Source organism: Paenibacillus sp. PDC88 (assembly GCF_900106725.1).
GTDB lineage: Bacteria > Bacillota > Bacilli > Paenibacillales > Paenibacillaceae > Paenibacillus > Paenibacillus shunpengii.
The window spans coordinates 1,271,324-1,293,998 of record NZ_FNNT01000001.1 but is presented as its reverse complement, the minus strand read 5'-3'; the positions used below and the strand labels follow the sequence as shown (position 1 = coordinate 1,293,998).

Here is a 22,675-nt window from a genome sequence, read left to right as displayed (position 1 = left end):
GTTGCTGCAGATTGAAGGGTTCAGGCTACAGCAAAATCATGGTCTTTTCGTTTCCTTCGCGTCTTATCCTTGATCTCCTGTCTTGATCTCTTGTCCGGTCTGTTTCACCTCCCCTAAACCTGATTTCTTCTCCTAAGCCCGTCTAAATTATCTCGAACCTATCTGCTTCTCCACCAAATATTTTTTCTCCCAAACTTGTCTTTCTCTCTGCTACCTGATCAAACGGGATAATCGTGCAAAGTCTCTGGACAACAAGTGTTGATGTTGACCGAAAGTCACTCAGCGCAACTCACTTCGTCTATCGGACTGGACTGAGTTTCCGTGGTGGCTGAGAAGGTTGGTCAAGCAGAAACTACTTTATCCGCCAGAGAAGAAGACGATAAATTGAAGGGAGTTTATCATGAATCAGAGAGACTGGAATAAGGACATGGAACGAGCTAAGACAGAACCTATTGATGCTGCATTGATATATTGGCTTGAATTCGCAAGAGAAGAACAAGAGAAACGTGCAGAAGTGGAAATGATTAACTACGATTTAAGACAAGAATATCAGTTAGAAAAAGAACGGGCAGACAAATTGGAAGAACGAGAAGAGCAACTGATACATTATATAAATCACTCTATAAGAATTATAGATAACATTAAATTTCACTTAAACTTGTTACACTCTACTATTCACCCTGCTAAAAAAAGTGGATTGAGTTAATTGAAAACTTGGGCGTCGGAGTTTAATCTTCGACGTCCGTTAATTTATCTTGCTTCTGTAGGGTGAAACTTAATTCATTGTAGAATATTTGAAAATATTAATATCATGATAAGCTGATTTACATAATATGTCGAATAGGGATGGTGGAGTTTTTGAGGAAGAAGTAATTGCAGTCGGATTGTTCGGAGTAGTGCTATTGTCGTTCACGGTAGGAGCTTTTCAGGGGCTAGATTGAGAAAACACACGTGGTTAGCAGATTTTCAGTACGCCTTAGAGGCGTGTACTTGTTACATGACACCGATAACCAGATTGCTATGACTTAGTTCTTCATCATCTTTTTTATTTCGGAGAGATTCCAGGATACGATGAAGCCGATGCTATTTTTTTCAGCACCGGCTCAGCTTTTTTTGTTATTTACAAATTTAATACCTCGAGTAATCGAGGTAGGACGTTATTGACAAACACTCCCAACAAGAATCCGACAAACGAAATACATGCTAGCCAGTTATTTATCATAGACATCCCCCCCTGAATACTTGCCACGTTCCATAGCCCTCATTCAACGTATGGCATTTTCCGAGGCAGGGCAATCTTATTTAATCACACTTTCAGGTAGCTTTTCAAGAATTTTTTATAGCTATAAACAGTGTAAAACCCTCTTTTATTTTCTCTGCGTAGTATTGCTCGAAGACCACGAGTTAGTTGCGCTTGAGAATAGCCTTGTAATAACAAAGATATGAACCACATATTAAATTTCTTTTTATTTACATGCAGGGTGTGATATTTATAGACATTTTCATCGCTTGAAAGATCATAAAGAATCTTTGCCAATTCAAACTCAAGCCGTAATTCGGGATATTTTGACATAATTCTTACATTAGCATCGGGATCGAGATTTCTTGCTTCTCTTATATTTGAATTTATAAAGTGAACATTATCAAAAGATGCTTTCTCAAAGTCAACATCTTTCAAATTACATCCAAAGAAAATGACATCTGTTAATTTAGCTCCTTTAAAGCTGGACCCTCTAAGGTTAGTATATATAAATTCAACACCCTCCAAATTAGCATTGCGAAAATTACACTTTGTAATGATAGAGGCCCTGTAGTTTACATTTTGGAAATTAGCATCTTTATATATAAGATTGTGTATGTTGGTCTGATACGCATATTTATTGCTACATCCTCTGTATTTTACTTTTGAGTTAGCCAAAACAAATCTGATAATCTTACCCGCTTTTCTTTTCTGTTTTCTCTTTGAAGCTTGTTTTCTCTTTCTATCTGATTTTCCTCTTCCCATTAACTGATCCTCCGCACATTTTTGTGTAGACAGTTTGGCTAATTTTATAAGGGCGAGTTAAATGATGTTGTTGATTGCCTGTTGGTTAATAGTATTACGCTTGTAATGTGTTGATTTTATGGTAAACCTGGAACTTTGGCAAGTCTATCTGCAAAGATCATTTTGGCAGCAGTATAACAAATTAAAAGCATTGAGCCATACTTCACTCAGAATATGATTCATGTCCAGAACCTACACGATTCCGGCCAATGCTATAGAAGGTATAGGTTTTCTGTCCCTACTCTTCCTAAAGGACATATTAGGGACGGGATACATGCGCAGGTTTGAAAAGGTAAAGAATTGGGAGACTGCTAGGTCGATTCTTTTATTAGTTTATTTGTTACTGTCAGATATTCTTCAACTTATGAGCAATCTAAGAAATATGTAGTGGCATAGTATCTGAGCGCCTGAGGGTGCTTTTTTTAATATCATGACGAAAAAAATTATTATTTTAAAGAAACATAACAGGACGGGGGTATAACAAAGTTGTGCATTCTATTTTTGTATGCCTGAAGATGCTTCCAGATTGTCGAATCTTATATGAATACCATAATACCCATGATAGGTCACTGTCCACGGGCCATGCAAACAGTATTCCGGATATGATCTTACGACTGGAAACGATGGTGCTCAGCGGAGCTGACTTACCCGTTGCAGTTGTTAGACAGCAGATCGCATCTGCCATTGATATTGTTATTCATCTATCACGTCTCAGGGACCGCTCTAGACGAGTGACAGAGATTAGTGAGGTTGTTGGCTTGAAGGATGGGGAAATACAGCTGAATTGTTTGTACCGTTTCCAGGAGCAGAATGAAGTAGATGGACATATTATAGGCCAGCTTGCACGTTCGGCTGGAGTGCTTGTCCATCAAGATAAACTCAAGGCAGCAGGAATTCAAGAACCTTCTCTTGAGGCAGAGAATGAGGTGAGGAACTCTTGAATCATCAAATGGGAGCCGCGAGGGTGACAGCGAAGACGGCGAATGCTTCGGCTCATCAGAAGCTTCCGCGCTATATGGAGCACAATCTGTCCTATCGACAGAGAGCTGGCTGTATCGCGGCAAGTGCAGTTCTGTTTTTCGGGATAGGCTATCTGTTTTACCATCACTGGGCTCTCGGTTTGCTCCTGTCATCCGCAGCTCTTCTCACACCGAAATACTATAATGTCTATCTGCTCAACAAGAGAAGAGAGGCGCTTAGTCTTCATTTTAAACAGGCGCTGTATTCCTTATCCTCATCTCTTGCCGCAGGGAAGTCAGTTGAGAATGCCTTTCGCGAGGCGGTGCATGATCTACGAATGCTGGACCCTCAAGCAGATCACGATCTTATTAAAGAGCTGATGATCATATGTACTAGAATGGAATACGGCGAGCCTATTGAAGATGCGTTAAGAGATTTCGCTGACCGGGCCCAGATGGAGGATATCACGAATTTCGCAGATGTATTTGTTACTTGCAAACGTACGGGCGGTGACTTGGTTGAAGTTGTGCGCCGAACCTCATCCGTCATCGGAGAGAAGCTGGATATCAAGCAGGAAATCGCTGTAACTATTTCGCAGAAGAAGTTTGAATCCAAGGCCATGTTTGCAGCACCCTTCTTATTTTTGATTTTTTTAAGTCTGACTTCACCTGATTTCCTGACACCACTCTATACCGGGGCTGGATATATCATATCGAGTATTGCACTTCTTATTCTATTTGGCTGCTTCATCTGGGTTCAGCGAATTATGGATGTAAGAGTGTAGGGAGATTGAACCATGATTATTGTATGCAGTGTTCTTACTGTCGTTGTACTCGCTCTAGGCTGGATTATCTTTAACAAACGGGCAGGCTCGAGATACCGCGTATTGGATTCTATTGAAATGCAAGGTATGCGGTTTCGAAGACTTCATGCTCCTTTTCTAGATTTGATAGAGAAGCTGCAGTTAACCAGAAAGCTGCCCATGCTGGTGTACCGGATACAGCACTCGGTACAAAGAGTCTATGGACTGAAGCATAGCAATGAGAAGACCTTGCTGTTCATTGCTGAAATGCTCGTTTATAGCTGGCTGTCTCTGATCGCTGGGGCTCTCCTCACTCTAGTGCTGGAGGGAGATCCTTTGGGTCTCATCGCCGGAGCATTGCTTGCAGGCGTAATTCCGTTTGCCCAAATGAAGGATCTGCATCACAAGGTTAAGCTGCGGGAGCAGGATATCTTAATGGAGCTTCCAGAATTTCTGAACAAAATTGTCCTGCTCGTTAGCGCCGGCGAAACGGTGCAAAGAGCGATTTTACATTGCACGGAACGAAAGAAAGGATCTGCTCACCCGCTCTATATCGAGCTGGGTCAGATGGTGGGAGAGTGGAACAACGGGTACTCTTTTCAACAGGCATTTGAGCAGTTTAGCAAACGTTGTGGAGTGCAGGAGGTTTCCATATTTACCACGACCGTACTTCTCAATTTTAGACGAGGCGGGGGAGATTTTGTCCTCTCGCTCCGTGATCTATCCAGAGTGCTGTGGGACAAGCGTAAATCACTCAGCAGAACACGTGGTGAACAAGCTTCTTCCAAGCTTGTATTTCCAATGGTGGTGATCTTTTTGGTCATTGTTGTTATGGTTGGAGCTCCGTCATTTATGATGATGAATTTATAGGGGGATACGATAATGTTAGCATTATTCAAGCGCAAACTGACAGATTTTTGGAACGAAGAGGATGGGCTAGGGACACTTGAGATGATCCTCATTATAGGTGTGATCTTGATCGTAGCTCTTATTTTTAAGGATCAGATTCAGGCTTTGGTTGAGAATTTGCTTGAGAGTGTTACGAGCAAAAGTAATGAATTCTTCTAAAGGCAGCGGCCATCTGAAAGGAGAGGAGGGGAGCTTCACGATTGAAGCTTCTCTCGTATTTCCCGTCATTCTGTTGTCGTTATGTGTACTCATGTTTTTTTGTGTGCTGCTGTACCAGAAATCAGCACTTCTGCAGTATGCTTCAGCAGCGTCAGAACGTGCCTCATACAGCTGGGATAACAGTCATAAGGACGCTAAGACTGGATCCTACCCGGAAGGGGAAACCGATCCTCTGTATTGGCGTTTTGCTGACGATCATATGATTGGCACGCTATTCGGTTCAGCCAGCGGTGGTCAAATTACAACAATGGAGCTCCCTGGAGGAGCTGAAAGTGAAGAGCTGCCAATGAAGAAGCTGAGTCAATCGGGTGCAGCTCTGCCTGTGTTGTACAGTGGTCAGATGGAATACGCGAATCAGATGCTCGACCGTCAAGTGTGGACCAAGCTGAACCAAAATGTGAGGCTGCCTATGCTCGATTTTTTATTCTCAGGTGATCCACGGATACAACATTCAGGCAAATCCACGGTTGTAGAACCTGATGAATTCATTCGAAATGTCGAGCTTATGCGGTATTACGGAGCGAGATTTTCAGGGATGGGTACACCAGGTGATCCTTCGGAGATCGCACAGGTTTTGCAAAAATTTGCTGGGATGTGAACATGTTGTTTAGACGAGGTGAATCTGAGTCCGGAGCGGTGACTATATTTTTGGCAATGGTTCTTGCCGTCGTGTTCTTGTTTGTTGCTGTATTTGTTGATTATGCCCGGATTGCTGCGATGAAAGTACAGGCTGAGAGACTAGCACATGCTGCGGCTCGGTCCGTGATGTCCTCTTATATTCCAGAGCTTCAGCAAAGATACGGACTGTTCGCACATGAGGGGGAGCAGGGGGACTATGTTCTTGCGAAAGTATTAAATGACAGTACGAAGCCTACACCGCATGCGGAAGGGTTTCCTTTAATCGGTATGGAGGTGGTTCAATCTGGACTTTCTCTTGAGCGGGAGCTTGGACAATTCGAGAACTTCAATCAGCAAATTCAAGAGGAGATGAAATATAAGGCACCGGTAGACTTCATGGTGGAGGCCGTGTCCAGATTCAAACCGTTATCAGCTGAAATGAAGCAGGCTGCGCATTCGGTGGATGTCCTGCGGAAGCTCCAGAAGCTGTATGACAAGCGTGAACGTCTGCTTGAAGAGGCTATCCATAAACGGAGGGAAGCCGCAAAAACGGCTCTAACCTTGGCCGAATTGGTGATGGATCCGCCAAGTACTTACTTTAGTGACAGTCCGCTGGGAGGGACTATGAGAAGCGCAGCGGATGCCGCAGCAAAATACCGTGATTATTACTCAAAATACATGGAAGATGAGGCCAGAGAACCGCTTGACCGAATCTATATATTTGAGCTCAGCGAATATCGATCAGATGTGAATCGGATTGTGACAAGTATTAATCGTGAGAATCAGGAAGCTCTCAATAAACATGAGCAGGCGTTAAGTCAAGCGAATGATCGAATCGAAGAAGCCAAGAGTATAAATGAACAGATGAAGCAGGTCATTAAAGAAGGTGAGATGAGAGCCGCTAATGCCGCTTACGATAAAGTTGGCAAGGCCAAGACACCGGGAGCAGGAGCTTCACCCTCCGGTGTTGGCAGCTTCGGTGATGATCTTCGTAAGCAGACGGACCAGTTAGTCCGGAAGGACTCGGAGTTCACTGAGTTTATAAGTAGTCATGCCGACCAGCTAGGAGATTATAAGACGGCTCACCAAGCGATTTCTACCTCCGCCACCTCAATTAGTCAACTGAGCGATGGAGAATCTCATCGTAAAAGACAGTATGTCCTGACTGCGAACCGTCAAATCCAGCAATATATCACGAGGTATACTGCAGCCGGCGGAGGAAATGTGATTGATCAGGCAGCGAAGCAGATCGACGATTACCATTCCGCAGACAAGGAAAGAGCGAAGGTGGACAAGCAGTCAGAACAGAAACTGAAGGAAGCACAGAACAGAATCAAGCTTCTGGTGGCTACAGCCGGAATTGAGAAGGCGACAGAGCAATTCAAGCAGCTGGAAGGATATTATAACGAAAACATTAGCTTTAATCAGAACCAGGCAAGCGGCGCAGATTCTTCAGAGAAGCAAATTGCAACGGATCCCTATGATGCCGGAGGTGAAGCGATGGCAGATATGGATCAATTATTCGGAGGAATGTCGAATCTCCTTGATGTAATAAGTGATGAGCTTTATCAGAATGAGTACGCTATGCATTACTTCAAATCAGTAAATTTATCGTTGATTGCTGGCAGTAATATGAATAATAGCACGATGAGCCCAGAAACGTTTTTTCTTCCGGAAAGTCAGGAGCTGGAGTACATCATTTATGGATTTCACAATGCATACGGGAATATAGTCGCTGCTTATACCGAGGTATTTACGATTCGGCTAGCGATTAGAACAATGGAGGGACTGGTGGAGAACAGCAAGCTTGGAAATCCACTGCTCGTATTATCCAAAGCTATTCTGCATGGTCTGACGGAAGCCCTCGCTGATATGCAAAAGATGGCGGACGATGGTCGAGTAGAGCTGTCCAAGTATGCGAAGCAGATCTCCATTACATATAGAGATCATCTTCGATTGTTTTTATTGGCACACAGCAATAACGATAAGAAGCTGTCTCGTATGAGTGCGATTATTCGTCTGAACACCAAGATCGACCTTAACAAGACTTACACGTATGCAGCTAGCCAGGCTGAAATGAAAATGAGGCTGTGGTTTCTGCCTGGCATAATGAGCGCACTAGGAACCGTGAGTGGCAGCGCCGATCGAATAGAGGATGGACACATTTACGTTTCACTCCAGTCAGACTATGCTTATTAACTTAATCGCTGCTTCATAACTGCTTCATAACCATAGGAATTAGGGGTTTGACGATTATGATAAATGCATGGAAGAGTCGAGGGTCTAAGCTGAAACCCGAGGATGATATTGTCCAGCGTGTTGGAAAGGATCAACTCAGTGACGATCAAAGCAGTTACGATCAAGACAGAAATGATCAAGACAGAAATGATCAAGACAGAAATGACCGAGGCAGCATTGTTGTTGAAGCTTCTTTAGTTCTACCTGTTTTTATATTTTTTATTGTGTTCTTGATCTACTTTGTTCAGATGACATTGTTCTCAACCGCATTGCAGACAGCAGCTTCCGAGACTGTCAAAAAAATATCATCACATATCTATCCTGTAGCCATTGCCATCGAATCTGCAGGCTCAGTAGATTCAGGCTTAGGAGAGGTTCTGCCCGGAGACTCAACTACCGAAGGACTCATGCCCAAGCTGTCATTGACGGATTGGGTGACTGAATATGCAGCCACGCTGCCTGACCCGATCGGATCATGGGCTTCCATGGCCGCTTCCAGTGGACAAGAGCCGCTGGATCATCTCCAGACTTCCATATCGGAGGCAGTTCTAGATCCAGTTATTAAACCATTAATTCAACCGGTAATTGAGAATACGATACTGGAATACGATTCTCTGCATGTGAATGGAGTAGATATTCCTAATCTTCAGGACAAGTCCAATCCTTATTTTGGTATAGAGCTTACCTACGAATTACCGATCAAAGTTCCTTTTCTGAATAAGAGCTTGAGGGTTCAAGCAGGTGCAACGGAAAGGGTCTGGATTGGAGCTACAGACGAAGAGAATAAGGGGACGAATGGGGATAGCGGTACTAAAGGCAGTGTAGAGATTATTGCCAAGCCGAATCCCGCTTATGTAGCCGGTCAAGCGACGATACGTGCCAAAATAACACCGGGCGCCTCAGCCAACCTATCTGTCTTTTACAAGACAGGAGAAAGTACAGCGCAGCATGTGGGCTGGGCTACAGCGGACGAGAATGGATACGTGGAATGGACATGGTTTGTAGGAACGAGAACAACACCTGGGACATGGCCATTTGTGATCGAAACTAGTGACGGTGCAAGAATTGAAGTTATGTTTGATGTTGTCAAGAGATCATGATAAGAGAGGATTAGCAATGGAGATCGCTTACATCGCTTGCGGAGGTTTTGTTATTGCGGCGTTTATAACGGATATTCGGTCAATGCGGATACCTAATATATTGACGATATCTTCAATACTGAGCGGCTTGATCGTACATATAATCATGGGAGGCCTTGCAGGCTTTAGCACGGCGGCTATTGGCTTTGGAGCGGGCTTCGGACTCATGATGATATTGTACGTTCTAGGTGCGGTAGGGGCAGGAGATGTTAAGATTTTTGGAGGTATAGGAGCATGGACGGGGGTCTTGTTCACAATGCAAGTCATGCTGTATTCCATCCTTATATCTGGCGCTATTGGTTTTCTGATCTTGATGTGGAGAAGAGAATTTGTAATCAGAATGAGAAGAAGCCTCGACTTCTTAATGTTCGGACAGAAATATAAGCGGTCCGTTTATGACGGCAAGACGGAAAACGCTGGCGTTATAAAGACCAACAGGGCGGAGGCATCGCTTCGATTTCCCTTTATGCTTGCTGTACTTCCCGGCGCAATCATTGCTTATATACAAAGTTTTCATTACTAGAATTAATTTCATCATACCTTTAGCTCTTAAATAAAGGGTATACACATCAAAATGCTCAGCGGAAATGAAGGAGAGGTGCCATGAAGGGGCTATCCAGAGATTTTATACATAATGATAGAGTGTTAATGATCGTAGAGAAGCAGGGAGGCATGGCAAGCAGCGACTTGAGCCAGGTTCAAGTAAACATGATCATGCATAACGAGATTCCAGGTCACTTGAGAATGCAGATTAGAGATATCGATGGCACGATCACATTCAGCTATGATATTACAGGACGTAAAATGCTCTCTCACTTGGTGAAAAGTGAAAGGGTAACACTTTCTGCATTTTATCATTTGCTGTTACAGATCACGCATACTTTGATCGACAGTCGTTTGTACATGCTGGATGAACGTCAATTCCTGCTGCATGAGGATTATATGTTTATGGAAGGTGAACTGGAAGAGGGGAAGATCAAGATTTGCTATGTGCCCTTTCAAGCACAGCCTGATCAGGAGAAGGTCTCCGAACAGCTGTACCAGCTGATCGTTAGATTAATGCCTTATGTTACAGAATTAAAGGGGAACGGACTGCAAAATGTGCTGCAATTATGTGCCGCTGATCATTTTAGCCTGTCTGCATTAAACGAGCTGCTGCTTGAATTGATGACAGAGCATTCGTTAGGCGGCACATCTCAAGTGCATGACATGCGTAATTTACAGAGCTTTCAAGCAGCTGATCATTATTCGGCAAGAGCAAGCATTTCTTCAGTACGACAAGCAAGCGGCTACCAAGGTCAGGGCTCTGAAGCAAGCAGACTAGAGTCGACACACGGCTCACATACACGGAGCGCTAAAGGGCAAGCCCCACAAGCACAGAGCCTGCGAGAAATACGTCCAATGTCACACACTATAGTGTCACATCAAGGAAATTCTCAATCAGAGCATCTTAATGCTCTATTTCAACATACTGATCATGCTTTTGCACTGCCTAAACAGTCACATGATCCACAGGACCATGCATTTGAGCAGCGGGAGAAGATGCAGGCACATAAGTCTGCTAGTTCAAATGAGCAGGATATGAGGCTGCCTTTGGATGGTTCGCTAGCTGCAGGTGGCTCTATTTTTGCAGCATTTGATACGCCAGCCTATGAAGAGAAGGATAACGATCCGTTCTCAATATCAGACGTGGATGAGGTGAAGAAGCCTGTGAATCCAATGTACTACTGGCTTGGTTGTCTGCTCGCTTCATCGGTTGTTTGGAGGTTTATTTACATGGATCGGCCCACTTCTACGGGATTAATCCTATGTACGTTGATTACCATCGTATTCATCCTTCTGGCTTATTTATTTGCTAAAGGGATTCGTCTGCCATTTACAGTAAAATCTTCAGAGGTCGATACAGGAGATCCTTCGTCCACAAGATCAGCATCAAAGGACTGGTTTGCCGTTAAGAAGAAGGGGGACTCTCGCGAGTGGTGGCGATGGAATAAGGGGGGAAGTCTGGTAGCGGATGCCGGCCTCGGGCCTGTGAATGCATTAGCGAATGAGCCGGCATTATTTGAAACTTCGAAAGACACAATTCATAGCCAATTCAATGTGCATCAAACCGCGATGGATCATTTAAATGTAGCTGTAGAAGAAGCTAGTGAAGGCTCTGATACCAGCTACTATGATTCGCTGAAGCATAACACCCAGATCCTCTCTGCCGCAAAAGTACAAGCCACGGTACTTTTATCTGAGATGGGGCAGGAGGCGGCAGGCTCAAGTACGTCGAATGAAAGTATAGCTTATCTGGAACGCTGCTCACCAGAAGGGAATGTAGACACAATCCCTGTTGGCAGAGGCAGCTTCATTATCGGAAGGTCTAATGACGTCGCAAGCTATGTCGAAGCAGGAACAGGTGCTTCCCGTGCTCATGTAGAGATTAGCAGATCGGATTCAGGTTACGTCCTCAAAGATTTAAATTCAGTGAACGGGACTCTTTTTCAGGATGAAGCAATGGTCCCCTACAAAGAATACATTCTCCAAGATGGAGACAGCTTCGTAATAGCCAGGGCAAAGTATACTTTTCATCTGAGGATGTCGCATCATAAAAATTCCAGCTAAGTTAACCTCGTAACTCATGCGTAATGGCCTCAGAGAGCTCGGGATATTTGAATGTAAACTGGTAATTCTGTGCCTTCTCTGGCAGGACTTTCTGTCCTTTAAGTATAAGGACAGACATTTCACCCAGGACTGTCTTTAGTACAAAGGAAGGCACAGGGAACCAGTGGGGCCGATGGAGAACTTGCCCGATCATTTTGCCGAACTCATCATTGTTGACCGGATGAGGAGTGGTAGCATTCAGTGGGCCGGAAACTTGCTCCTGCTGAACCGCAAAATCAATCAATCGCACCATATCCGCAATATGAATCCAGGACATGTACTGTCTTCCACTGCCAATCGGTCCGCCTACGCCTAGCTTATACGGAAGCTGCATGAGTGGAAAGGCGCCTTTACTGCCTAACACAAGACCGGTTCTTACAATAACTAATCTGGAATAGTTCAATCTCTGTTTGGCTGCATTCTCCCATTGAACGCACACCTCAGATAAGAAATCTACAGGCTCAATTAAGGAGGCTTCCGTATATATTTCTGTATCTGAGGTTCCATATATGCCGATCGCGGAGGATTGCACGATAACCTTCGGCTTGTATTCCAATCGATCTAACACATCAGCCAATTGGTGAACCGAATCCAGTCGAGACTGAAGAATCCTCTGCTTGGCTTTGTCGGTCCAGCGCTGGTTCAGACTTTCTCCGGCCAAATTAACGACTCCGTCCAAGGACTCCAGTGTGCTGGGGTCCTTTTTGATCTGCTCCCAAGTGACATAAGAAATTCCACGGTTCGCAGAATCTCTTGCCTTATCAGCATTACGGGTAATGATCATAACCTGATGGCCTTGTTCTTGCCATAGATTGGCGAGATGGCTTCCTATGAATCCTGTTCCTCCACTGATTGCATACTTCATGGCCTTTCGTCCCCCTGACATAGAAAAAAGACAAACCTCTGCATCAGGGTTCCCTTGGACTCATTGCTAATAAACCCAAGACAACCTTATACAGAGGCTGACGGTTGTTTAAGAAATATTACCTTATTCCATTAAAATGAACCAACAAGCGTGTAGATGAATGAAAATTTCATGTAATCTCCATAATTATTGCTCACACTTTATTTATTCATTAAATGTTTGTATGGCTGATAATCGATCTTCTTCTTGTCGAGAAAATGAACCAGAAATTTATTGTCTCTGGAAGGTGTCGCCACAATATATCCCTTGATGCAGTGATCTCGAGTAACTTCGGAAGCACCGCTCTCCAAAGCGATCTTTCCAATCTCGGCGGCAATCGAGTGCTTCGCGATATCCCGGAAGGGGCCTGGAACCGGCTGGACCAGCTCGTCCAAGAATGCCTTGGCATCCTCTGTCCACAAGTGCCGGCTTGACTCGACCCAGTGGTTCTGCCAGTCCAGCTTAGATTTACCGTCTGCCTTTGGAAGCACCTTCAGAAATTTGCGAAACATAAAAAATCCGCCAATAACCATAGAACCTAACAGGACAAAGGTCCAAAATGCAATGGAGTTCATGAACCAGTTGCTGGGGGCAGACCGTGTTAACAAATTATTTAACAAGAGAATGTCCATATGCTTCACCTCTAACTTTTAATAGAATAAGAGACAGGCCGCAGAAATGAGATCGAACACGATATAAAATAAAGCTAGCAGGTTTAAAATGACATAAATATGTGAATCCATTTCATAACTCATCAAAAAAGGCAGATATCAATTCTACATAAGAGCAGTCAAAGTATTGTGAAATAGATTCAGGTAAATGAACTTTTCATGAGACAATACCGAAGATTTATTGTAAAAAATGTCCTGTTATAGAAATTATAGCGCACATAGGACTCTTTTTCGATAGCTTCTTCGAGCACTTTCCATTCTTGATGATATTGCTTGACCTCCTTAATCAAGTTACAATAAGCAATAATCTGTGGATACACAACTTGTGTTCATTCTATTAACTGAAATAGTGCACGATCATCCTAAATCCTAAATTATAGGGGGAAGTAAATTACGATGCTTAAAATAGGTTCCCATGTTTCCTTTTCTGGCAAGGGTCTGCTGACAGCAACGGAAGAAGCGGCTAGCTACGGTTCTTCATCGTTCATGATATATACAGGAGCTCCGCAAAATACACGCCGTAAACCAATGGAGACAATGTTTATCGAAGAAGGCAAGCAAGCCATGCTTAGCGGAGGCTTCGAGGAAATTGTAGTCCATGCACCATACATTATTAACCTGGGCTCATACAAGGACAATACTTATGAGCTTGCGGTCAGCTTTCTGCAGGAAGAGATTCGTCGTACCCACGCGATCGGGGTAAAGAACATTGTTCTTCACCCGGGTGCTTTTACAGACAAGGATGCAGAATATGGTATTCAGCGTATTGCCGAAGGCTTGAACGAGGTGCTGAACGGCGTGCGTGAAACGGATGTCAACATTGCCCTGGAAACGATGGCGGGCAAAGGCACAGAGATGGGCCGCAGCTTCGAAGAGATTGCACAAATTATTGACAAAGTTGAGCATAACGAGCGGTTGACCATATGTATGGATACTTGCCATATTCATGATGCAGGCTATGATATCGTGAATGATCTGGATGGTGTGCTTGAGCAGTTTGACCGCACAGTAGGATTAGATCGAATCGCTGTAGTGCACATCAACGACAGCAAGAACCCTACAGGTGCGCGGAAGGACAGGCATGCTCCGATCGGCTCTGGCTGGATTGGCTATGATACTATTCATCGTATCGTGCATCATGAGCTGCTTGCTGGCCGTCCGTTCATTCTTGAAACGCCGTGGATCGGTAAAGATGCGAAGACGCAGCGTCCGATGTATGAAGCGGAAATTGCACTGCTTCGCGGCAATGTAACAGAACGATTTGGCGAAGCTTTTTGGGGAGATGTGGAGAAGCTGGAGCATTTCTTCAGCGGACAGGACATTCATTCACGCAGCTTTATTCTAGACACATGGACTGTGCTTAAGAATGATGCCAAAGCCAAGAAGGCTGACCCGCGGGAACCGCTGGAGCGTCTATATGATCTTGCTGCAGGTGCGGATCTGTTCCCTGAGCTGTCTGAAGAGGCACTCAATCATCGCCTGATTGCCTGGCTCGCAGGCAAGGAAGCTATGGTCAAAGCATAGGAGTCACTTATATCAAGGGGGAGAATTTTTCTACAATGGATATTCATACTAAAAACGTACCAGCACACCCGGCACACGAACACCCGGATCGTGCTCGAATGCTGATTTCTTGTCCGGATGCTCCGGGAATCGTGGCAGCAGTCTCCAAATTTCTATTCGAGCATGGAGCAAACATCGTTCAATCTGATCAATATTCAATGGACCCGGATGGCGGCATGTTCTTCATGCGCGTAGAATTCGATCTGTCTGAGCTGAAGGATCGTCTTCCGCAGCTAGAGTCTGACTTTGGAGCCATTGCTTCCCAGTTCAAAATGGAATGGAAAATCTCCAGCGTGAGCCGCAGGAAAAAGCTGGCGATCTTCGTGTCCAAAGAGGATCATTGTCTGGTAGAGCTTCTCTGGCAATGGCAAGCCGGTGATCTGGATGCTGACATTGCGCTGGTTGTAAGCAATCATTTAGATATGAAGGATTATGTGGAATCCTTCGGTATTCCTTATCATCATATTCCGGTCACACCGGATACCAAAAAAGAAGCCGAACAACGCCAGCTTGAAGTGATCGGCGCCGACATCGATGTCATTATTCTTGCCCGTTATATGCAGATCATTTCGCCAACATTTATCGAGCATTTCCGCAATCGCATCATCAATATTCATCATTCCTTCCTGCCTGCATTTGTCGGCGGCAAGCCTTATGCCCAAGCTTACAAACGGGGAGTTAAGCTGATCGGTGCTACAGCGCATTACGTAACGGAAGAGCTGGATGGAGGACCGATCATTGAACAGGACGTTGAACGTGTGAGCCATCGGGATGATGTTCCTGAACTGAAGCGAATCGGTCGCAATATTGAGCGAGTTGTCCTTGCGAGAGCTGTAAAATGGCATGTAGAGGATCGTATTCTCGTTCATGAGAACAAGACAGTTGTATTTTAATGAAGTTGAACCGAATTCATAATGCCTTGATTTTTTCAAATAAGAGTATATAGATCGAAATGGTATAGAGAATCGCCCGGTGTCGTGAGCCGCGGCGATTTTTTTTGCTATGTGACCCGAAACGGTTTGTGTTTGCGAACCAAAACGGTTTGCGCCCCAGAGATTTTTGTCTTGTTTCAGCTGATTAAAGGTCACGAAATGGATTCTTTTACGCGGAGTTTGTCTTGATTTAATAAAAGTCAGATAATGTAGAAGTGAAGTCTCTTAATAAGAGCTTATGCCTAATGCTTATCTAAAAGTTTGCTATTCTTGATTGCCTATTCTTTTATCCGCTGTAATCCATTCAATCAGGTATGCTTTTCTCCAAAAAGGAGATACTTTTGTCGATGTGTGGAAGATGAAATTTATTGGATGTGAAGAACGGTATGGAAAAACAGGACGTGAAGTGATACAATAGCAAACGAATAAGTCAAATTGAAACATTCAAGCGGATTAACTTGCTTTAAATCAACTCGTTTGTCATTTTAAGTTAAGTTTTAAGTCGCCTGAGCGTAAGTCCGTTTGCTTATCCTGACATCTTTTTTGAGATTATGAGGAGGACAAAAAATGACTGATCAACAAACCAAAGAACAAAGCATTCACAAGGATGAAAATTCGACAATCGATAACTTGTCTATTACTACAGTACGTACTCTAGCGATTGACGCAATCGAGAAAGCCAAATCCGGTCATCCGGGTATGCCAATGGGTTCTGCCCCTATGGGTTATCAATTGTTTGCAAAAACAATGAATCATAACCCTGCTAATCCAACTTGGATCAACCGTGACCGTTTTGTGCTGTCTGCAGGACATGGCTCCATGCTGCTATACAGCCTGCTGCACCTGAGCGGATATGACCTTCCTATGGAAGAAATCAAGCAATTCCGTCAATGGGGAAGCTTGACTCCAGGTCACCCTGAGTTCGGTCACACTGCGGGTGTTGACGCGACTACAGGTCCGCTTGGACAAGGTATTGCAATGGCAGTAGGTATGGCAATGGCTGAAGCTCAGCTGGGTGCGACTTATAACAAAGATAAATTTGATATCGTAGACCACTTTACTTATGCGATCTGCGGCGACGGCGACCTCATGGAAGGCGTTTCTCATGAAGCAGCATCCCTGGCGTCTCACCTGAAGCTCGGCAAGCTTGTAGTCTTGTACGATTCCAACGACATCTCCCTTGATGGTGAACTGAACCTTTCCTTCTCAGAAAGCGTACAAAAACGCTTTGAAGGATACGGCTGGCAAGTTCTTCGCGTAGAAGACGGAAACGATCTGCCTGCGGTAGAAAAAGCAATCAAGGAAGCTCAAGCGGATCTCAGCCGTCCAACGCTGATTGAAGTGAAGACGGTTATCGGTTACGGCAGCCCGAACAAACAAGGTAAAGGCGGTCATGGCGGTACTCACGGTTCTCCACTTGGAGCTGAGGAAGCGAAGCTGACTAAAGATTTCTACAAATGGGTATACGAAGAAGATTTCTTCGTTCCAGACGAAGTTCGTGCTCATTTCGCACAAGTTAAAGAGCGCGGTATTGAAACGAACAAAGCATGGGATGCGAAGTTCGCTGAGTACAAAAAAGCATACCCTGAGCTTGCAGCTCAGTTCGAAACAGCAGTAGCTGGCGAGCTTCCAGAAGGATGGGATCGCGACCTTCCTAAATACAGTGCTGAAGACAAGGCAGTGTCCACTCGCGTTGCTTCCGGTAATGCACTGAACGGACTGGCTCCAAATGTTCTTAACCTCACAGGCGGATCTGCTGACCTGGAGAGCTCTACAATGACACACCTGAACAACATTGCACAGTTCACACCTGCAGACTACTCCGGCCGCAACATCTACTTCGGTGTACGTGAGTTCGGTATGGCAGCAGCAATGAACGGTATGGCACTGCATGGCGGCGTTAAAGTGTTCGGAGGTACGTTCTTCGTATTTACAGACTACCTGCGTCCAGCTGTACGCTTGTCTGCAATTATGAATCTGCCTGTAACTTATGTTCTGACACATGACAGTATCGCTGTTGGTGAAGATGGTCCTACGCATGAGCCGATCGAGCAGCTTGCTTCCCTGCGTATTATCCCTAACCTGACTGTGATTCGTCCTGCTGACGGAAACGAAACTTCTGCAGCTTGGGCTTATGCTGTAGAGAACAAGAAAAATCCGGTAGCTCTGGTATTGACTCGTCAAAACCTGCCGATCCTTGCTGGAACAGCAGACGCTGCTCGTGAAGGAATCAAGCGCGGAGCGTACGTTGTATCCGAGGCAAAAGACGGTAAAGCTGTTGCACAAATCATTGCTACAGGTTCCGAAGTTCAGCTTGCAGTGAAAGCACAAGAAGCACTTGCCGAAGAAGGCATTTCCGTACGTGTTATCAGTATGCCTAGCTGGGATCTGTTCGAGAAACAAGACAAAGCTTACAAAGAATCCGTTATTCTTCCGGATGTTAAAGCTCGTCTTGCAATTGAAATGGCTCATCCAATGGGCTGGGAGAAATATGTTGGCGACGCTGGGGATATCCTCGGAATCTCTACATTCGGTGCATCTGCGCCTGGCGATCGCGTAATTAAAGAATATGGCTTCACTGTTGAGAATGTAGTCAGCCGCATCAAAGCGTTGCTGTAATTGACAACAAGCTGACACAACAAGAGCTTAAGTAAATAGGTAAAGCTGCCCATTCGGCAGCTTTACCCTTTTTAAAATAACGTGACTATTGTCATGTAGGCGTCACAGCTCCAGCCCTGTCATAGGCTTCATTCGTTGCAGAATGCTGGATGCCTGTTAACTTGCCAGCTTATACAATTTACAGTATTCTAAGTCATAAGTTGTTCCTTGGCTTAGATTTCATGGTTTACTTAGGAATCAACTTTATAGGGAGGTAATTATAATCATGGCAAAAAAAGTAACGTTTGATTACAGTAAAGCACTTGAATTTGTTGGGCAGCATGAGGTGGATTATTTCGCCGAGCCAATTCGTCTTGCACATGAACAGCTTCATAACGGGACAGGTGCAGGGTCCGATTATCTTGGCTGGATCGACCTGCCAACCAATTATGATAAAGAGGAATTCTCTCGTATTCAAAAAGCAGCTGCGAAGATTCAAAGCGACTCTGAGGTGCTGATCGTTATCGGAATAGGCGGTTCTTACCTGGGTGCACGCGCAGCAATCGAAATGCTGTCCCATTCCTTCTATAATGAGCTGCCAAAAGAGAAACGCAAAACTCCTGAGATTTATTTCGCAGGTAACAATATCAGCTCTACATATGTCAACCATTTGCTTGAGCTTATCGAAGGCAAAGACTTCTCCGTGAACGTCATTTCCAAATCCGGTACGACAACGGAACCGGCAATCGCTTTCCGTATCTTCCGCGCAGCGCTTGAGAAGAAATATGGCAAAGAAGAAGCTCGCAAACGGATCTATGCAACGACAGACCAAGCGAAGGGTGCACTCAAGAAGCTCGCAACTGAGGAAGGCTATGAGTCCTTTATCATTCCAGACGATGTAGGCGGCCGTTACTCGGTTCTTACTGCGGTAGGACTTCTTCCGATTGCTACAGCGGGTATTAATATTGAAGAAATGATGCAAGGTGCTGCAGACGCTTCGAAAGAGTACAGCAATCCGAACGTTGCCGAGAACCAAAGCTATCAATATGCTGCTGTTCGTAATGCACTGTACCGTAAAGGTAAAGGCACAGAGATTCTCGTCAACTACGAGCCGTCCCTGCATTTCGTATCCGAGTGGTGGAAACAGCTGTACGGCGAGAGCGAAGGGAAGGATTTCAAAGGAATCTATCCTGCTTCTGTTGACTTCTCTACAGATCTTCACTCCATGGGCCAATTTATCCAGGAAGGAAGCCGTAATATCTTCGAAACGGTTATTCAAGTCGAAGAGGTTCCGAGCCATATTACAATTGAATCCGATCCGGATGATCTGGATGGACTGAACTTCCTGGAAGGCAAAACGATGGACTTCGTTAACAAAAAAGCGTTCCAAGGAACACTTCTTGCGCATACAGACGGACAAGTACCGAATCTTATCGTAAATATTCCAGATATGACTCCATATTCGTTCGGATATCTGGTATACTTCTTTGAAAAAGCTTGCGGCATCAGCGGTTACCTGCTTGGCGTAAATCCATTTGATCAGCCAGGGGTTGAAGCTTACAAGAAGAACATGTTTGCTCTGCTTGGCAAGCCTGGATATGAAGAAGAAAAAGCGAAGCTTGAAGCAAGACTGTCTGAATAATTAAGCGTATCAGACATATATGTAATTTACGTGTTTAACTAAGAAAGCAGTTCACCCGCATTTGGATGAGCTGCTTTCTTAAAAATATAAATCTAGTTGTGCTAGCAGAAAGGTAGTAGAAATGATGATTGAGCGTTACCGTACGGTTCGAATGCCGGGAGATAAGGAAATTGTGATCAAGAAATCGCGGTTCATTGGCCATATCAAGCCGGTGGAGACCGAGGAGGAAGCAGTTTCATTTATCGAAGAGATCAAGAAAAAGCATTGGAATGCCACGCATAACTGTTCTGCTTATATGATCGGTGAGCGTGATGAGATTCAGAAGCAGTCCGATGACGGCGAACCAAGCGGAACGGCAGGTAAACCTATACTGGAGGTGATCAAAAACCAGGGGCTTAAGAATGTCGCCATCGTTGTGACTCGATATTTTGGCGGAATCATGCTTGGTGCAGGCGGCCTTATTCGTGCTTATACAGACGGTGCGGTTGCTGCCATTGAAGCCGGTGAAGCCATTACGAAGGTGCTGCATCGCGAAGTATTTGTAGAGATTGATTACACGTGGCTAGGAAAAGTGGAGAACGAGCTTAGAGGCAGAGAGACTCGGATGGGTGAAACAACATTTACTGACAAAGTCAGGCTGACATGTCTTCCGGTCGATAGTGAAGCAGAGCATTTTAAAGATTTTGTGATCGATTTAACACAAGGTCAATCTGTAATCACGGAGGGACAGCAGCTTTATTTTATTGAAGGGGAATAAGATATGGCTAGAAGAGCAGTGGAACAGGAGTTGTCAAGGGAACGAATATTGGAAGCGGCGAGGCATCTATTCGTGACAAAGGGCTATCGTTCAATATCCATGCGTAGTATAGGACAGCATCTAGGGTACAGTCATGGTTCTTTATACTATCACTTCAAGGAAAAAGCAGAACTGTTTTACGCGATTGTGATTGAGGATTTCAATCATCTGGGGCAGATGCTGCTGCAAGCCATGGCTAGAGAATCAAGTGAAGGATTGTCTAAGCCTGAGCATGTCATGATGGAATTTATCCGGTTTGGACTGGAGAATCCTTATCAGTACGAAATTATGTTTATGATTCGGGATGAAGAGCTGCTGGCCTATTGCCGAGCAGAACAGAACCGATGTTATGAGTTATTCGCAACCATTATCCGCTATCATATGAATGATCAGGAATATACGCCGGAACAAAAGCTGAAATTACCTCACAGTATGTTTTTATCTATTCACGGATTCATTTCTTATTATATTCAAGATCGTTCTCCATTCGAGGACGTAAGACAAGAAGCCATTTCCCACGTTAAAATTATGTGCAACAGAATTTAGTCATGGTGATCATCATTGTGGCAAAGGCAGCCGTTATGCAATCTATATTATACAGTTGAGCCGCCTCACTATCTGTGAAATAAGTCAATAAATAAAATAATAAGGCCTATTCACGCTTACACACTTCAGAGCGGTGAAATGTCATAACGTTGCATTGTCATAACGGTAAAAGGTGAAAGTGCTTGTCTCGCCTAATTATCAACTTTAAATGATTGACGTAATCCCCTTATATTTGGTAAAGTATCAAATAAAGTAATTCCTAGCGATTTTCTAGGGAATATATTGGGGGATGGGGAAATATGCATGTTGAAGTCCGTGGGTTGAACAAACATTTTGGGAATTTCCATGCGGTTAAGGATGTTTCCTTTGATATTGAAAAAGGTCATCTCATCGGTTTGCTTGGACCGAGTGGTGGAGGTAAAACTTCGATCTTGCGCATATTAGCCGGTCTTGAGCATCCGGACGCAGGTGAAATCCGTTTCCATGGACAGCTCGTTAACGACCTTCCTCCACAGGAACGGGGAATCGGCTTTGTTTTTCAGAGCTATGCGCTGTTTAAACATATGACCGTGTTTGAGAATATTGCGTTTGGACTTAAGGTCAAAAAGCAATCGAAGGCACAGATTCATGATCGGGTGATGGAGCTTGTAGAGCTTACAGGCCTAAGCGGCTTTGAGAAGCGTTATCCTCATCAATTATCCGGGGGACAGAGACAGCGTGTTGCCTTTGCAAGAGCGCTGGCGCCTGAGCCGCAGCTGCTGCTGCTTGATGAGCCTTTTGCGGCGATTGATGCGAAGATCAGACAGGAGCTCCGTTCATGGCTGCGTGAACTGATTGAGCGGGTTGGAATCACTTCGATCTTTGTTACTCACGACCAGGATGAGGCTATAGAAGTAGCGGATGAGATCATGATCATTAATCAAGGGGCATTGGAGCAGAAGGGAACACCTTGGGATATTTACAAGCGCCCGGAAACACCATTCGTCGCTTCGTTTATCGGAGAGTCCACTATTGTCGAGCATGCGCGTGAACTGAAAGGGTTTGATATCGAGGCTGTTTCGAATGACGCGAAGGCTCTCATTCGTCCTGAATATATCGAAGTGGGCAAAGAGAATGAGTTCACACTTCTATCTGCCACGGAGAAAGGCGTTGTAAGAGCACTTCATTTCCGTGGGAGCGAGTGGCTTGTCGAAGTCACGGTAGGCAAGCATCGGCTGATTACTTATCGTTCTCTTGAGAAAGAGACCCTCTCCGTTGGCCAGGAGGTTCGTGTGCTTGTGCATCGAGCATATCTGTTTAATGATCAGGACAACTGGATGGTGGAAAATAGTTTGAAGCGTGATCCAATGCCGATAACGATCTAGACATCACTCTGCTAGGATATCAATCAGATAGCAAGCTGTTCTTATACCCTGACGTATGATGCGTACAGGGTTTTATTTTGT

The 22,675-nt window shown here is 44.6% G+C and carries 20 protein-coding genes; 17 read left to right on the top strand and 3 right to left on the bottom strand.

The features are described from left to right. The first annotated feature begins 400 nt into the window (after positions 1 to 400). Positions 401 to 706: a hypothetical protein gene (locus BLW49_RS06295; protein WP_068779977.1), complete on the top strand. Its 306-nt coding sequence runs from the start codon at positions 401 to 403 to the stop codon at positions 704 to 706. Between the two features lie 600 nt (positions 707 to 1,306). On the opposite strand, the gene BLW49_RS06290 is transcribed toward BLW49_RS06295, so the two are convergent. Beyond that, entirely contained in the window at positions 1,307 to 2,005 is a 699-nt protein-coding gene (locus BLW49_RS06290; protein WP_068779978.1) for a pentapeptide repeat-containing protein, read from the bottom strand. 641 nt (positions 2,006 to 2,646) lie between these two features. Between BLW49_RS06290 and BLW49_RS06285 the strand changes: the two genes are divergently transcribed. The 9 genes from BLW49_RS06285 (at position 2,647) to BLW49_RS06245 (ending at position 11,539) form a co-directional block, all read left to right on the top strand. Beyond that, positions 2,647 to 2,985, top strand: coding sequence for a hypothetical protein (locus tag BLW49_RS06285; RefSeq protein WP_371264525.1), 339 nt, complete (start codon positions 2,647 to 2,649; stop codon positions 2,983 to 2,985). A gap of 8 nt (positions 2,986 to 2,993) precedes the next feature. Further along, positions 2,994 to 3,788, top strand: coding sequence for a type II secretion system F family protein (locus tag BLW49_RS06280; RefSeq protein WP_076312588.1), 795 nt, complete (start codon positions 2,994 to 2,996; stop codon positions 3,786 to 3,788). 12 nt (positions 3,789 to 3,800) lie between these two features. Next, entirely contained in the window at positions 3,801 to 4,676 is an 876-nt protein-coding gene (locus tag BLW49_RS06275; protein ID WP_090723739.1) for a type II secretion system F family protein, read from the top strand. Positions 4,677 to 4,688: 12 nt separating this feature from the next. Beyond that, the gene (locus BLW49_RS06270) at positions 4,689 to 4,874 is read left to right on the top strand and encodes a Flp1 family type IVb pilin (RefSeq protein ID WP_076311946.1); all 186 of its coding nucleotides are present in this window, start codon (positions 4,689 to 4,691) and stop codon (positions 4,872 to 4,874) included. Then, entirely contained in the window at positions 4,861 to 5,532 is a 672-nt protein-coding gene (locus BLW49_RS06265; protein WP_090723737.1) for a TadE family protein, read from the top strand. Before BLW49_RS06270 ends, BLW49_RS06265 begins: the two co-directional genes overlap by 14 nt. A 2-nt stretch (positions 5,533 to 5,534) precedes the next feature. Next, the gene (locus tag BLW49_RS06260; RefSeq protein WP_076311944.1) at positions 5,535 to 7,751 is read left to right on the top strand and encodes a hypothetical protein; all 2,217 of its coding nucleotides are present in this window, start codon (positions 5,535 to 5,537) and stop codon (positions 7,749 to 7,751) included. A gap of 56 nt (positions 7,752 to 7,807) precedes the next feature. After that, the gene (locus tag BLW49_RS06255) at positions 7,808 to 8,890 is read left to right on the top strand and encodes a TadE/TadG family type IV pilus assembly protein (RefSeq protein WP_090723735.1); all 1,083 of its coding nucleotides are present in this window, start codon (positions 7,808 to 7,810) and stop codon (positions 8,888 to 8,890) included. Between the two features lie 16 nt (positions 8,891 to 8,906). Then, a complete protein-coding gene (locus tag BLW49_RS06250) occupies positions 8,907 to 9,452 on the top strand; it encodes an A24 family peptidase (protein ID WP_076311943.1) in 546 nt (181 codons plus the stop codon). A gap of 80 nt (positions 9,453 to 9,532) precedes the next feature. Then, positions 9,533 to 11,539, top strand: coding sequence for a DUF6382 domain-containing protein (locus BLW49_RS06245; protein WP_076311942.1), 2,007 nt, complete (start codon positions 9,533 to 9,535; stop codon positions 11,537 to 11,539). A 1-nt stretch (position 11,540) separates the two neighbouring features. On the opposite strand, the gene BLW49_RS06240 is transcribed toward BLW49_RS06245, so the two are convergent. Both BLW49_RS06240 and BLW49_RS06235 read right to left on the bottom strand, forming a co-directional pair. Next, positions 11,541 to 12,443, bottom strand: coding sequence for a TIGR01777 family oxidoreductase (locus BLW49_RS06240; RefSeq protein ID WP_076311941.1), 903 nt, complete (start codon positions 12,441 to 12,443; stop codon positions 11,541 to 11,543). Positions 12,444 to 12,643: 200 nt separating this feature from the next. Beyond that, positions 12,644 to 13,114, bottom strand: a complete 471-nt coding sequence (locus BLW49_RS06235; RefSeq protein ID WP_090723734.1) for a DUF2621 domain-containing protein — start codon at positions 13,112 to 13,114, stop codon at positions 12,644 to 12,646. 435 nt (positions 13,115 to 13,549) lie between these two features. On the opposite strand from BLW49_RS06235, the gene BLW49_RS06230 reads away from it, so the two are divergent. From BLW49_RS06230 to BLW49_RS06200, 7 genes are all read left to right on the top strand, one after another. Further along, positions 13,550 to 14,677: a deoxyribonuclease IV gene (locus BLW49_RS06230; protein ID WP_076311939.1), complete on the top strand. Its 1,128-nt coding sequence runs from the start codon at positions 13,550 to 13,552 to the stop codon at positions 14,675 to 14,677. A gap of 35 nt (positions 14,678 to 14,712) precedes the next feature. Further along, the gene (gene purU / locus BLW49_RS06225) at positions 14,713 to 15,609 is read left to right on the top strand and encodes a formyltetrahydrofolate deformylase (RefSeq protein ID WP_076311938.1); all 897 of its coding nucleotides are present in this window, start codon (positions 14,713 to 14,715) and stop codon (positions 15,607 to 15,609) included. 606 nt (positions 15,610 to 16,215) lie between these two features. Then, entirely contained in the window at positions 16,216 to 18,267 is a 2,052-nt protein-coding gene (gene tkt, locus BLW49_RS06220; RefSeq protein ID WP_090723733.1) for a transketolase, read from the top strand. Positions 18,268 to 18,532: 265 nt separating this feature from the next. Next, complete coding sequence (locus BLW49_RS06215; protein WP_076311936.1) at positions 18,533 to 19,888, top strand: glucose-6-phosphate isomerase; 1,356 nt, start codon at positions 18,533 to 18,535, stop codon at positions 19,886 to 19,888. 124 nt (positions 19,889 to 20,012) lie between these two features. After that, on the top strand, positions 20,013 to 20,645 hold the full coding sequence (locus tag BLW49_RS06210; protein ID WP_076311935.1) for a YigZ family protein: 633 nt from the start codon (positions 20,013 to 20,015) through the stop codon (positions 20,643 to 20,645). 3 nt (positions 20,646 to 20,648) lie between these two features. Then, complete coding sequence (locus BLW49_RS06205) at positions 20,649 to 21,230, top strand: TetR/AcrR family transcriptional regulator (RefSeq protein ID WP_047912100.1); 582 nt, start codon at positions 20,649 to 20,651, stop codon at positions 21,228 to 21,230. 299 nt (positions 21,231 to 21,529) lie between these two features. Next, positions 21,530 to 22,594 carry a sulfate/molybdate ABC transporter ATP-binding protein gene (locus BLW49_RS06200; protein ID WP_090723731.1) on the top strand — a complete coding sequence of 355 codons (1,065 nt, stop codon included), beginning with the start codon at positions 21,530 to 21,532 and terminating at the stop codon, positions 22,592 to 22,594. Positions 22,595 to 22,675 lie beyond the last annotated feature (81 nt).

Bases quoted from the DNA above. Each gene is read 5' to 3' on its own strand.
- BLW49_RS06250 (WP_076311943.1), top strand. From the start codon at position 8,907: ATGGAGATCGCTTACATCGCTTGCGGAGGTTTTGTTATTGCGGCGTTT.
- purU (WP_076311938.1), top strand. From the start codon at position 14,713: ATGGATATTCATACTAAAAACGTACCAGCACACCCGGCACACGAACAC.
- BLW49_RS06290 (WP_068779978.1), bottom strand. From the start codon at position 2,005: ATGGGAAGAGGAAAATCAGATAGAAAGAGAAAACAAGCTTCAAAGAGA.
- BLW49_RS06280 (WP_076312588.1), top strand. From the start codon at position 2,994: ATGGGAGCCGCGAGGGTGACAGCGAAGACGGCGAATGCTTCGGCTCAT.
- BLW49_RS06215 (WP_076311936.1), top strand. From the start codon at position 18,533: ATGGCAAAAAAAGTAACGTTTGATTACAGTAAAGCACTTGAATTTGTT.
- BLW49_RS06285 (WP_371264525.1), top strand. From the start codon at position 2,647: ATGATCTTACGACTGGAAACGATGGTGCTCAGCGGAGCTGACTTACCC.
- BLW49_RS06245 (WP_076311942.1), top strand. From the start codon at position 9,533: ATGAAGGGGCTATCCAGAGATTTTATACATAATGATAGAGTGTTAATG.
- BLW49_RS06260 (WP_076311944.1), top strand. From the start codon at position 5,535: ATGTTGTTTAGACGAGGTGAATCTGAGTCCGGAGCGGTGACTATATTT.
- BLW49_RS06235 (WP_090723734.1), bottom strand. From the start codon at position 13,114: ATGGACATTCTCTTGTTAAATAATTTGTTAACACGGTCTGCCCCCAGC.
- BLW49_RS06210 (WP_076311935.1), top strand. From the start codon at position 20,013: ATGATTGAGCGTTACCGTACGGTTCGAATGCCGGGAGATAAGGAAATT.
- BLW49_RS06205 (WP_047912100.1), top strand. From the start codon at position 20,649: ATGGCTAGAAGAGCAGTGGAACAGGAGTTGTCAAGGGAACGAATATTG.
- BLW49_RS06295 (WP_068779977.1), top strand. From the start codon at position 401: ATGAATCAGAGAGACTGGAATAAGGACATGGAACGAGCTAAGACAGAA.
- BLW49_RS06255 (WP_090723735.1), top strand. From the start codon at position 7,808: ATGATAAATGCATGGAAGAGTCGAGGGTCTAAGCTGAAACCCGAGGAT.
- BLW49_RS06240 (WP_076311941.1), bottom strand. From the start codon at position 12,443: ATGAAGTATGCAATCAGTGGAGGAACAGGATTCATAGGAAGCCATCTC.
- BLW49_RS06270 (WP_076311946.1), top strand. From the start codon at position 4,689: ATGTTAGCATTATTCAAGCGCAAACTGACAGATTTTTGGAACGAAGAG.
- BLW49_RS06200 (WP_090723731.1), top strand. From the start codon at position 21,530: ATGCATGTTGAAGTCCGTGGGTTGAACAAACATTTTGGGAATTTCCAT.
- BLW49_RS06265 (WP_090723737.1), top strand. From the start codon at position 4,861: ATGAATTCTTCTAAAGGCAGCGGCCATCTGAAAGGAGAGGAGGGGAGC.
- BLW49_RS06275 (WP_090723739.1), top strand. From the start codon at position 3,801: ATGATTATTGTATGCAGTGTTCTTACTGTCGTTGTACTCGCTCTAGGC.
- BLW49_RS06230 (WP_076311939.1), top strand. From the start codon at position 13,550: ATGCTTAAAATAGGTTCCCATGTTTCCTTTTCTGGCAAGGGTCTGCTG.
- tkt (WP_090723733.1), top strand. From the start codon at position 16,216: ATGACTGATCAACAAACCAAAGAACAAAGCATTCACAAGGATGAAAAT.